This window comes from Streptomyces sp. NPDC001744 (assembly GCF_042892575.1).
GTDB lineage: Bacteria > Actinomycetota > Actinomycetes > Streptomycetales > Streptomycetaceae > Streptomyces.
Genome location: NZ_JBIAUG010000007.1, coordinates 269,307 through 280,688 on the forward strand (window position 1 = coordinate 269,307; position 11,382 = coordinate 280,688).

Below are 11,382 nucleotides of genomic sequence, written 5' to 3' on the forward strand. Positions count from 1 at the left end.
GAGAGTTTCACCGGCACGCCTCGCGGCACGCCGGCTTTCACCGTCGGTGAGAGCGCATGCCGTCGGACATCCGCTCTGCTTTCCAGAGTGACCTCGTCCGCGCGGTACAGGGGCCTGAGAGATTCCGGGGAGGATTTGCTCCTTCGGCGTCCACCGGAAGGTTTCTCCGGGGGACTCTCCCGCACGGGGTCGACAGCCACGCCCAGCCTACCAGCGCGATGGTGACCCCCTTCGCTCAAGTGGCCGACATCCCGGATGTGCCCTTTGGTAGGGGGTAGAGGAGCCGCGACCCTTTGGAGGGACCGTGCAGACCGACATCGATCCGCGCAGCCTGATCGGCCGCAAGGCGTTCGACCGCGACGGGAACAAGATCGGGACCGTCGACGAGGTGTACCTGGACGACGCGACCGGCGTACCGGAGTGGGCCGCCGTCCGCACCGGTCTGTTCAGCCGGGACGCCTTCGTCCCCCTGGAGCCGAGCGACCTGCTCGACGACGGCCTCCACGTCCCGTTCGCACGCGCCCTCATCAAGGACGCCCCGGACTTCGGCGTGGGCCGCCACCTCTCGCCGGAACAGGAACTCCAGCTCTACCGCCACTACGGCCTCGCCCTCCCCTCCTCCCCCGCGGACCACCCGGACAAGGACTTCGGACACCTGGCGGGCCAGGAAGGCGCCTGACCCGGTCCGGCCGCCCCGCGGGACGGTCCGGGACCCGCCGGGGACGCGGGCGTCCGGGAAACGTCCCTCCCTTCCCGTCCCGCCGTCACGGGCGGGACGGGAAGGGGTCCGGACCGGACCCGTCCCCGTGTCCCGCGGCCGCCGGCGGCACGGCACCGCCCACCGGCGTCCCCCGCCTCACCAGCGGCAGCGCCTCCCCCGCCGTCAGCTCCGGATCGTCCACGGCGAACGTCCGCACCCGCCCCGGCGCCGACCACGGCTCCTCGAACCGCACCGTGACCCGCCCGACCCCGCTCCCCTGCACCCAGCCGGCCCCGTACACGGCGTGCCGCACGTCGTGCCCGGGTGTCCAGTGGCGTTCCACCGGTCCGGCGGCCCCGGCCCCGGCGGTCTCCGCCCCCGCCACGCCGTCCGTCCGCGCCGCGCCGTCCGCCTCCCCGGCGGCCCGCTCCCCCGCCGCTTCCGCCGCCGCCTCCGCCTGGGCGAACAGGTCCTCCTGCGTGTAGTCCGCGAGCCCGCTCACCCCCACCCCCAGCAGCCGCACGCCCCCCGTGGTGTCCACCGCGTCGAGCAGCCGCCCGGCGGCCTCCCGCACGACCCCGAGGGCGTCCGTCGGCCCCCGCAGCGTCTCGGACCGGGTCAGCGTCGAGAAGTCGAACCTCCGGACCTTCAGGACGATCGTGCGCCCCGAGTGGCCCGACGCCCGCAGCCGCCCCACGCACCGCTCGGCGAGGCGCTCGACCTCGGCCCGGATCCGTGTCCGGTCGTGCAGGTCCACGTCGAAGGTGTCCTCGACCGAGACGGACTTGGCGTCCCGCTCGGCCACCACGGCCCGGTCGTCGTACCCCTGCGCCATCCGGTACAGCGAGGCCCCGTGCGCCCGGCCGAGGAGCCGTACGAGTTCGTCCTCGCCCGCCTCCGCGAGGTCGGAGACCGTGGTCATCCCGGCCCTGCGCAGGTGCTCCCCGGTCGCCGGCCCGACGCCGGGGAGGATGCGTACGGAACGCGGCCCCAGAAGCTCCCGCTCGGTCCCTGGCTCGATGAGGACGAGCCCGTTCGGCTTCGCCTCCTCGGAGGCGATCTTCGCGATCATCTTGGACGCGGCGAGCCCCACCGAACCCGTCAGACCCGTCGTCGCCAGGATGTCGGCCCGCAGCCGCTCCCCCGCGGCCCGCGCGCTCGCGGGGTCGTCGGCGACGCCTCCCGCCTCCAGGTCCACGAACGCCTCGTCGAGGCTGAGGGGCTCCACGAGCGGGGAGAGGAGCCCGAGCAGCTCCATGACCTGCTCGCTGATCGACCGGTAGAAGGAGAAGCGCGGTACGAGGTAGGCCGCGTTCGGCGCGAGCCGTCGCGCCTGCCCCATCGGCATCGCGGAGTGGACCCCGAAGCGGCGTGCCTCGTACGACGCGGTGGCCACCACTCCCCGGGGTCCGAGACCGCCGACGACCACGGGCTTCCCGCGCAGGCTGGGCTTCGCCGCCTGCTCGGCGGCGGCGAAGAACGCGTCCATGTCGAGGTGCAGGATCGTCGGCGCGGCTCTCACGGGTCCGATGCTGCCCTACGCCACTGACAACGCCCCACCGGCCCCGGGAGCGGGGCGGGCCGCGGTCTCAGACCGCCCTGTCCCTGCGCCGCCTGGCCAGCTCGTCCCCCGGGTTGTGTCCCACGAGGGTCTCGCCGGTGTCCACCCGCTCCCCGTGCAGCTGCGACAGCGCCGTCTCCACGTCCCGCCAGACCACCCCGACGGCGATGCCGAAGACGCCCTGTCCGCCCTGGAGCAGGTCCACGACCTCGTCGGGCGAGGAGCACTCGTAGACGGTGGCCCCGTCGCTCATGAGCGTCATCCGCTCCAGGTCGCGGAAGCCCCGGGCCCGCAGGTGCTGCACGGCGGCCCGGATGTTCTGCAGGGCCACCCCGGTGTCGAGGAAACGCTTGACGATCTTCAGGACGACGACGTCGCGGAAGCTGTAGAGCCGCTGCGTGCCCGACCCGTACGCGGGCCGCACACTCGGCTCCACGAGCCCGGTGCGTGCCCAGTAGTCCAGTTGGCGGTAGGTGATCCCGGCGGCCGCACAGGCCGTGGGACCGCGGTAGCCCACCCCTTCATCCGGCACGCCCGCACCGGCGTCCGTACCGAAGTCGCCCACACTGCCGTGAAGCGGATACGGAGCGCTCTCCCCGGACACCCGTCCGAGGGAGCTGCCTGCCGTACCGTCCGCGCTGCTCATCACGCCGACCCTCCGTCCTTGACCTGCCCACACGAAGGTAGGCAGTCACTCGGGGTGCGTCAACGATCGCCACACTCGGCACGCCGAGTGATAATCACCCTGAGAGTGGTTTCCCGTATCTCTCTTCGGGGAAAGGCTACTCGAATGCTCTGACAGCGCCCCGCGAACGGCCTCCGGCCGTACCGCCCGGTCCGGCCGGTCACCGGCCCCACCGGTGACCGGCGGCCGGTCTCACTGACTGTTGGTCCCGAAGTCCTCCGGCGAGATCTGATCGAGGAATTCGCGGAACTTCTCCACCTCGTCCTCCTGCTCGTCCGGGATCGCGATGCCGGCGTCGTCCAGGACGCCGTCGCTGCCGAAGATAGGCGTACCGGTCCGGAGGGCCAGCGCTATCGCGTCGGACGGCCGCGCACTCACCTCGACGCCGCTGGCGAAGACCAGTTCGGCGTAGAAGACCCCGTCACGCAGATCCGTGATGCGGACTTCGGTGAGTTCCTGCCCCACGGCCTCCAGCACGTCCTTGAAGAGGTCGTGCGTCAGCGGTCGCGGAGGCGTCATCCCTTGCTGGGCGAAGGCGATCGCCGTCGCCTCACCCGGTCCGATCCAGATGGGGAGGAACCGATCGCCTCCCACTTCACGCAGGAGCACGATCGGCTGGTTGGAGGGCATTTCCACGCGGACACCCACAACGTCGAGCTCGTTCACACAGCAACCCTAGGACGTGCCCGCCCGGTTTGGATAGTCGGGCCCCTCCCGGGTCACTGCGAGCGGATGCCCAGAGCGATCTGCACCAGGGCCGCGTGCAGCCGCACCGACTGCGCGGCCAGCTCCTTGGCGGTGGCCTCCGCATGGGCCCTGGTCTGCGGGTTCCGGTGCCGGCGCAGCGGCGCGACCACCTGTTCGATCAACCCGGCCTCCCGGTCGGCGCCCGCCTTGACGGCCCGCAGGTGCCGGGGTTCCAGACCGAACCTCCCCAGATCCGCGACGAGCCGCGCGACGGTGACGGTCTCGGCGTCGTAGCCCCCGCCCGGCGCCTCGGCGATCAGGCCGTACGACTCCCACTCGGCGAGTTCGGCCTCGGTCACCTCGGCGGCGGCGAGCAGTTCGGCCCGGTCGAGCCGCGCGGCGGCCGGCGGCTCCACCTCCTGCTCCCAGGGCCCCTCCAGGAGGTCCCGTCGGCGCCCGGGTGCCGGAAGCCGGACCTGCTCCCCCCGGGCGAGGGCGTCGAGGTGCTCGCGGATGACCTTCAGCGGAAGATAGTGGTCCCGCTGCATCCGCAGGATCTGGGCGAGTCGCTCCACGTCCTGCGGGCTGAACTTCCGGTATCCGGAGGCCGTCCGCCGGGGCTCGACGAGCCCCTCGGCCTCCAGGAACCGGATCTTGGAGATGGTCACTTCGGGAAACTCGTCGCGCAGCTGGTTCAGCACCGTGCCGATGCTGACCAGCCTGTCGCCCTCGGCGGCGGCGCCGAATCCGGCACCGCCCGTCGGTGTTCGCAGCATGGACCTTCCCTGAAGGGGCTTCTCCGAGGCGTCACACGCCCCGCTGGCTCGCATAGAAGACCAGCCGGTACTTGCCGATCTGGACCTCGTCGCCGCTGGACAGGACGACCGACTCGATCGGCTCGCGGTTGACGTAGGTGCCGTTGAGGCTGCCCACGTCGGAGACGGTGAAGCTGCCGTCCTGCGCCCGCCGGAACTCCACGTGGCGCCGGGAGACCGTGACGTCGTCCAGGAAGATGTCGCTCTGCGGATGACGACCGGCCGTCGTCAGCTCGCCGTCGAGGAGGAACCGGCTGCCGGAGTTCGGCCCCCGGCGCGCCACGAGCAGGGCGGAACCCGGCGGCAGCGCCTCCACGGCCGCCAGCGTCTCGGGAGAGAGCGAGGGCAGCGCGGTCTGGCCGGTGATCTCCGCGTCGTAGGCCTCCAGGCCCGAGATGGAGATCGTGGAGGTCGTCTCCGACGCGCGCTCGGGCACGGCCCCGCCCCGCAGCGGCGTACCGCAGTGGGAGCAGAAACGGCTGTCGGCCGCGTTCCGGTGACCGCACCTCGTACACACCGGCATGGACGCACCCTCCTGCCGCGGCTGCCCCGCCGAGGTCTGTGTCGCGTACGGGTCGGAGGAAAACCCTCCACCTGTACCCGAGGTCGATGGTTCTCCGAAACCTATGCGGGCGGCCCCGGCGGGGTCAACAGAGGACGCGCCCGATGTGCCCGGAATGTCACCGCCCCGGCCCTCGACCTCGTCGCGGAAGAGCGGGCGCTCCTCCCCCTGCTCCTCGCTCTGGTGGCGCGGCGCGCGGTGCCGGGCGTTGCCGCCGTCCTCGCGTCCGCTCTTGCCGAACAACTTCGCAAACAACTTCACGGGCGATTCCCCTTGACCGAAACAGACCCGCCCGTGGGGCAGGACGAACCGAGATCCATCACACCTGCCGACCCGGACACCTTCACAACGTCCGTATCCTCCGGACAGTTTCCACCACGCACCACCGTTGTGGTGCGCCGACCCCCCGCAACGCCCCGCGCTTGTCGCGGGACCCTTCTCGCACGCCTCCTCACCGCGAGGACGACTGAGCGTAGTCAGGCCGCTTCGCCGGTCGCAAGGCGTCGACGACGATCTTCGCCGCCCGCTCCACCGTGGCCGTGGCCTGCTCCTTCTCCAGGGTCTGCACGACGCCGCCGGGGATGTTGAGCGCGGGCTCGAGGTCCTCGGGCTTGCCGATGACCTTGAAGACGTACGGAGCGGTCACCTTCGTTCCATCGATGCGCATGTCGTCGCCACCACCGGTGAAATAGCTGTCCGCCACCACCCGGACCCCGTTGACCTGGATGGCCTCGGCGCCCGCCGCGCGCAGCTCCTGGATGGCGTCGAGCAGCATGTCCGACTCGACCGCCCCGGTGGGGTCGCCGACGCTCAGGGTGATGCCGGGCCCCTCGGCGGCGACCGTGCCGGCCAGGATGCCGAGCTGCCGTTCCTTCTCCTGGGTCTGCTTGCGCGCCTCCTCGGCCTGGTCCGAGCTGGACTCCAGCTCGGACCGCTGCTTCTCCAGGCGGGTCTTCTCGTCCTCCAGGCGCTGCGTGCGGTCGTCGAGTTCGTCGAGGATCCGCACCAGGTCCTCCTGGCGCGCGCCGCGCAGGGCACTGTTGTCGCTGGTCGAGGAGACCTGGATGGCCAGACCGAGGCCGAGGCCGAACAGCAGCAGCGCGACGACGAGCTGAGCCCTGGTCACCCTCGGCGGCCACAGCGCGGAGACGAGCCGGCGCCGCCCGCCCTGCTCGTCCCGGACGGGCCGGGCCGGCGCCCCGGGAACGGTCGGCGCCCCGGGAGCGGCGGGCGGCCCGGGAGTGGAAGACGACTCGGGTGCGGAAGACGGCTGGGGAACGCGGGACGGTTCGGGTGCGGAAGGTCGTCCGGGCGCGGGAGACGGCCCGGTCTTCGACAGGCCCCCGTCCGCCCCCGGCTTCCCGCCCGGGGATTCCGGCGGCACGGGCCGGTCCGTGGCGCGGTCCCCTCCGGGCGCACCGCCACTCCCGGGACCCCGGGGGCCCACGGCGCCGGAAGTCCCGTTCTCCCGGGGGCTCCCGGTGCTCCCGCCGGCCTCGGAACTCCGGTCGTTCTCGGGGTTCCGGGACTTCTCGGGATTCTGGTGGTTCTGGTGGTTCTCGTGGTTCTGCCGGCTCTCGGGGTTCCCGGGGTTCTCGCTCATCGGCCTCACGCCCGGAAGACGTGACGCCGGATGGCGGCCGCGTTGGAGAAGATCCGGATGCCGAGGACGACGACCACGCCGGTGGACAGCTGCGCGCCCACGCCCAGCTTGTCGCCGAGGAAGACGATCAGCGCGGCCACCACCACGTTGGACAGGAACGAGACCACGAAGACCTTGTCGACGAAGATCCCGTCGAGCATGGCCCGCAGCCCGCCGAAGACCGCGTCGAGAGCGGCGACCACGGCGATCGGGAGATAGGGCTCGAACACCGCCGGAACCTCGGGACGGACCAACAGTCCGACCACCACTCCGGCGATCAGCCCCAGTACGGCGATCACGATGTGCCCTTCCCTGTCTCGGCCGTGGCCCGGCCGGAAGGCGTCGCCCCGGCCCTCCTCGGCTCTGCGGTACGTACGGTCAGGCTGGGCGCGGCCGGCAGGCGCACGTCGCCCTCGGCCGAGATCCGGCTCCTGATCCCGAAGTTCTCCACCAGCGCGCGCAGGTACTGCCCGTCGGCGCTGCCCTGGAACGCGGTGCTCAGCCGCTGCCCGTCCCCGATCGCGAGGACGGTGTACGGCGGCACCAGCGGCTTGTTGTCGACCAGTATGGCGTCGCCGGCGGCCCTGATCGCGGACAGCGACGTCAGCCGCTGCCCGTTGATCGCGACCGCCTCGGCGCCCGACTCCCACAGCCCGTTGACCACGCGCTGCATGTCCCGGTCGCGGACGCGGCCCGTGTCGGAGAAGCCGCTGCTCTCCCGGGGCCCGCCACCACCGGCGTCGGTCCCCTTGGCGTCGTCCACGACGAGCCGCACCCCGGGACCGCGGACCGGCGTGGCGCCCGAGAGCAGCGCCACCAGTTCGGCCTGGTCGCCGCCGTACTGCTGCAACGCCCGCCGCTGGCGTTCCCCGACCTCGGACCGCATCCGCTCGACGTCCCGCGCCAGCTCGTCGGCGCTCGACGTGTCCGCCTCGATCCGGCCGATCAGCTCCTGCCGCTCCTTGGCGACGACCGGCGCGGAGACGCGCGCCTCGGCGGCTCCGACGGTCACCACGGCGGCGGCGAGCGCCAGGCCGGCGGCCAGGCCGATCTTGGCCCGCAGGCTGCGGGGCAGTCCCCCGCCCTCGGCGGCGCGCCGGGCGGTGGCCTCGGCGTAGCCGTCGTCGAGGGCGTGGTCGATGACGTTGTTCAGCAGCGACATGGAGGCGTCCGGGCGCGGCGGAGGCGAACCGGTGCTCCGAACGGGGGACTGCTGCGACATGCCGCACATCGTCGCACGTCGTACGGCCTACCGCCGAATGGCCCCTCCGTCCGGTGGGGAGGCGCCCCTCGGGCACCTCCCCACCGGACGGCTCGTCCCCGTCAGCGACCTGCGCTGTCGACCACCTCGGCCCACTCGTCGAGCAGGGCCTGGGCGGAGGTGTCGTCGGGGCCCTCCGCCCACAGATGGGTGACGGCCTCCGCCGGGTCGGGCAGCACCATCACCCAGCGTCCGTCGGCCTCGACCACCCGGACGCCGTCGGTGGTGTCGACGGAACGGGTGCCCGCCGCCTCCACCACCCGGCGCATCACGAGGCCCTTGACGGCCCAGGGGGTGGCGACGTCCCTCTTCAGGACGTGCGCACGCGGGATGCGGGCGTCGATCTGGCTCAGCGTGAGCTGGGTCCGCGCCACGAGGCCGAGCAGGCGCACGAACGCGGCGGTGCCGTCGAAGACGCTGCTGAACTCGGGCACGATGAAGCCGCCGCGTCCGTCGCCGCCGAAGATGGTCTCCTCCTCCCGGCCGACCCTCGTCAGGTCGTCGGGCGAGGTGGTCGTCCACTCGACCTGGGTGCCGTGGTACGCGGCGACCTGCTCGGCGATCCGGGTGGTGGTCACGGGCAGCGCGACCCGGCCGGAACGGCGTTCGGCCGCCACCAGGTCCAGCATCACCAGGAGCGCGCGGTCGTCCTCGATGATCCGCCCCCGTTCGTCCACGAGGGACAGCCGCTCGCCGACGGGGTCGAACCGTACGCCGAACGCGGCCCTGGCCGAGGCGACGATCTCCCCGAGCCGTACGAGACCGGCCCGCCGGCTCTCGGGCGACTCGGTGGGCCGCGACTCGTCGAGTCCGGGGTTGATCGTGAGCGAATCGACCTGGAGCCGTCCGAGCAGGCTGGGCAGTACGAGCCCGGCGCTGCCGTTGGAGGCGTCCACGACGACCTTCAGGCCGGCCTCCGCGATCCCGGAGGTGTCGACGTTCCGCAGCAGCGAACCGGTGTACGAGTCGAAGACGCTCGCCGGGAAGGAGAGGTCGCCGATCTCGCCGGGGAAGGCTCTGCGGTACTCCTGGCGCGCGAACACGCGGTCCAGCTTGCGCTGCCCTCCCTGGGAGAGGTCGGCCCCGCGCTCGTCGAAGAACATGATGTCGACGGAGTCGGGCACCCCGGGCGAGGTCCGGATCATGATGCCGCCGGCGCTGCCCCGGGCGGTCTGCTGCCGCGCCACCGGCAGCGGCACGTTCTCCAGGTCCCGCACGTCGATGGCGCTGGTCTGCAGCGCGGAGATCACCGCCCGCTTCAGGGCGCGGGCCCCTCGGGAGTGGTCGCGGGCCGTGGTGACGGTCGCGCCCTTCTTCAGGGTCGTCGCGTACGCCCCGGCGAGGCGTACGGCCAGCTCCGGGGTGATCTCCACGTTGAGGATGCCGGAGACACCGCGTGCTCCGAAGAGGTGGGCCTGTCCGCGGGACTCCCAGATGACCGAGGTGTTGACGAAGGCGCCGGCCTCGATCGTCTTGAACGGGTACACCCGGACGTTGCCCTGCACGATCGATTCTTCACCGACGAGGCACTCGTCCCCGATGACGGCTCCGTCCTCGATCCGGGCGGCCCGCATGATGTCGGTGTTCTTGCCGATCACGCAGCCGCGCAGATTGCTCTGCTGACCGATGTAGACGTTGTCGTGGACGACGGCCTTGTGCAGGAAGGCACCGCTCTTGACGACCACGTTGGAGCCCACGACGGTGTGCTCGCGGATCTCGGCGCCGGCCTCGACCTTCGCGTAGTCACCGATGTAGAGCGGCCCCCGCAGCTCCGCGTCGGGGTGCACCTCGGCACCTTCGGCCACCCACACGCCGGGCGAGATCTCGAAGCCGTCGATGTCGACCTGGACCTTGCCCTCCAGGACGTCCGCCTGCGCCTTCACATAGCTCTCGTGAGTGCCGACGTCCTCCCAGTAGCCCTCGGCGACATAGCCGTAGATCGGCTTGCCCTCCTTCATGAGCTGGGGGAAGACGTCACCCGACCAGTCGACCGAGGTGTCCGCCTGGACGTAGTCGAAGACCTCGGGCTCCATGACGTAGATGCCCGTGTTGACGGTGTCGGAGAAGACCTGCCCCCAGGTGGGCTTCTCGAGGAAGCGCTCGACCCTGCCCTCTTCGTCGACGATCGTGATGCCGAACTCCAGCGGGTTCGGCACTCGGGTGAGGCAGACCGTGACGAGGGCGCCCTTCTCCTTGTGGAAGGCGATGAGATCCGTGAGGTCGAAATCCGTGAGCGCGTCCCCGGAGATGACGAGGAAGGCGTCGTCCTTCAGCGCTTCCTCGGCGTTCTTCACACTGCCCGCTGTACCGAGCGGCTTCTCCTCGTTGGCATACGTCAGCTCCATTCCGAGCTCTTCGCCGTCGCCGAAGTAGTTCCGGACCAGGGAGGCGAGGAACTGGACGGTGACGACGGTCTCGTTGAGACCGTGCCTCTTGAGCAGTCGTAGGACGTGCTCCATGATCGGCCGGTTCACCACCGGCAGAAGAGGCTTGGGCATGCTCGAGGTCATGGGGCGAAGACGTGTTCCCTCGCCACCGGCCATCACGACGGCCTTCATGTCGGAAGCGTCCTCCTTCAAGAGATGACGGTCCTGCCGACTTCGCCTGTCCGCTCAGTCGCCCGCGGACGTCCTCGTCGTTGCCGGCGACGCTGCTCGACACATGAGGGACGGGCTCAATCGGCCTCGGTATCCGTCTTCACGAGTCGACGGACCTGGACCACGTAGAGGATTCCTGCCCACCAATACAGAGTTGTACCCCATCCGGCGAAGGCCCACCCGAAAACTTCAGCGAGTGACGAAAGCCAGCCGTTTCCGTCACTGAGAAGCAGCAACGGGAACGCGTACATGAGGTTGAAAGTCGCAGCTTTTCCGAGGAAGTTCACCTGCGGCGGCGGGTAGCCGTGGCGTCGCAGGATTCCCACCATGACGAGAAGCATGGCCTCGCGCGCCAGAAGGGCGGCGGTGAGCCAGAGAGGCAGGATCTCCCGCCAGGTGAGGCCGACGAGAGTGGAGAGGATGTACAGGCGGTCGGCGGCCGGATCGAGCAGCCGGCCGAGACTGCTGATCTGGTTCCAGCGCCGGGCGAGCTTGCCGTCGAGATAATCGCTGACGCCGCTCAGCGCCAGCACGAGAAGCGCCCATCCGTCGCTCTTGGGGCCACCGAACTCGGGCCGGAGGATCAGCCACAGAAACAGCGGCACGCCGACGAGACGCGCCATGCTGAGAATGTTGGGGATGGTGAGGACCCGGTCGGTCTGAACGCGAGTCTCCTGGACCTCCACCCGGGGGCCTCCTGCTGAGCTGGTGCCGACATTGCCCCCCGACCTTACCCTCGGCCACCGGCCGTTCCGTACAGGGGTACCGTCCGGCCCGGAACGCAAAAATGCCTCAACCCCCGGACATGGTCCGGGGGTTGAGGCCAAAAATTGTTCGGCGGTGTCCTACTCTCCCACAGGGTCCCCCCTGCA

The 11,382-nt window shown here is 71.0% G+C and carries 11 protein-coding genes and 1 riboswitch; of the genes, 1 reads left to right on the forward strand and 10 read right to left on the reverse strand.

The window, feature by feature from the left end:
* Positions 1–92 precede the first annotated feature (92 nt).
* Positions 93–192, reverse strand: a riboswitch (glycine riboswitch).
* Between the two features lie 112 nt (positions 193–304).
* Entirely contained in the window at positions 305–679 is a 375-nt protein-coding gene (locus ACFYZY_RS11850; protein ID WP_388692442.1) for a PRC-barrel domain-containing protein, read from the forward strand.
* Positions 680–764: 85 nt separating this feature from the next.
* Here the strand turns inward: ACFYZY_RS11850 and ACFYZY_RS11855 are convergent, their stop codons facing one another.
* The 10 genes from ACFYZY_RS11855 to ACFYZY_RS11900 form a co-directional block, all read right to left on the reverse strand.
* The gene (locus ACFYZY_RS11855; protein WP_388692444.1) at positions 765–2,222 is read right to left on the reverse strand and encodes a DNA polymerase IV; all 1,458 of its coding nucleotides are present in this window, start codon (positions 2,220–2,222) and stop codon (positions 765–767) included.
* Positions 2,223–2,289: 67 nt separating this feature from the next.
* Complete coding sequence (locus ACFYZY_RS11860; protein ID WP_388692445.1) at positions 2,290–2,907, reverse strand: MerR family transcriptional regulator; 618 nt, start codon at positions 2,905–2,907, stop codon at positions 2,290–2,292.
* Between the two features lie 231 nt (positions 2,908–3,138).
* Positions 3,139–3,612 (reverse strand): bifunctional nuclease family protein, encoded by a 474-nt coding sequence (locus ACFYZY_RS11865; RefSeq protein ID WP_388692447.1) that lies wholly within the window; start codon positions 3,610–3,612, stop codon positions 3,139–3,141.
* Between the two features lie 53 nt (positions 3,613–3,665).
* Positions 3,666–4,409 (reverse strand): MerR family transcriptional regulator, encoded by a 744-nt coding sequence (locus ACFYZY_RS11870; RefSeq protein WP_388692449.1) that lies wholly within the window; start codon positions 4,407–4,409, stop codon positions 3,666–3,668.
* A 31-nt stretch (positions 4,410–4,440) separates the two neighbouring features.
* On the reverse strand, positions 4,441–5,379 hold the full coding sequence (locus ACFYZY_RS11875) for an FHA domain-containing protein (protein WP_388692478.1): 939 nt from the start codon (positions 5,377–5,379) through the stop codon (positions 4,441–4,443).
* Positions 5,380–5,461: 82 nt separating this feature from the next.
* Positions 5,462–6,349 carry a DUF881 domain-containing protein gene (locus ACFYZY_RS11880; protein ID WP_388692480.1) on the reverse strand — a complete coding sequence of 296 codons (888 nt, stop codon included), beginning with the start codon at positions 6,347–6,349 and terminating at the stop codon, positions 5,462–5,464.
* Between the two features lie 269 nt (positions 6,350–6,618).
* The gene (locus ACFYZY_RS11885) at positions 6,619–6,951 is read right to left on the reverse strand and encodes a small basic family protein (protein WP_388692450.1); all 333 of its coding nucleotides are present in this window, start codon (positions 6,949–6,951) and stop codon (positions 6,619–6,621) included.
* On the reverse strand, positions 6,948–7,874 hold the full coding sequence (locus ACFYZY_RS11890) for a DUF881 domain-containing protein (protein ID WP_388692452.1): 927 nt from the start codon (positions 7,872–7,874) through the stop codon (positions 6,948–6,950). Before ACFYZY_RS11890 ends, ACFYZY_RS11885 begins: the two co-directional genes overlap by 4 nt.
* Before the next feature lie 101 nt (positions 7,875–7,975).
* Positions 7,976–10,471: a sugar phosphate nucleotidyltransferase gene (locus tag ACFYZY_RS11895; protein ID WP_388692454.1), complete on the reverse strand. Its 2,496-nt coding sequence runs from the start codon at positions 10,469–10,471 to the stop codon at positions 7,976–7,978.
* A 116-nt stretch (positions 10,472–10,587) separates the two neighbouring features.
* Positions 10,588–11,196 (reverse strand): CDP-alcohol phosphatidyltransferase family protein, encoded by a 609-nt coding sequence (locus ACFYZY_RS11900; RefSeq protein WP_388692456.1) that lies wholly within the window; start codon positions 11,194–11,196, stop codon positions 10,588–10,590.
* Between the last annotated feature and the right edge of the window lie 186 nt (positions 11,197–11,382).

Coding starts and splice junctions, on each gene's coding strand:
- ACFYZY_RS11870 (WP_388692449.1), bottom strand. CDS start 4,409: ATGCTGCGAACACCGACGGGCGGTGCCGGATTCGGCGCCGCCGCCGAG.
- ACFYZY_RS11860 (WP_388692445.1), bottom strand. CDS start 2,907: ATGAGCAGCGCGGACGGTACGGCAGGCAGCTCCCTCGGACGGGTGTCC.
- ACFYZY_RS11895 (WP_388692454.1), bottom strand. CDS start 10,471: ATGAAGGCCGTCGTGATGGCCGGTGGCGAGGGAACACGTCTTCGCCCC.
- ACFYZY_RS11890 (WP_388692452.1), bottom strand. CDS start 7,874: ATGTCGCAGCAGTCCCCCGTTCGGAGCACCGGTTCGCCTCCGCCGCGC.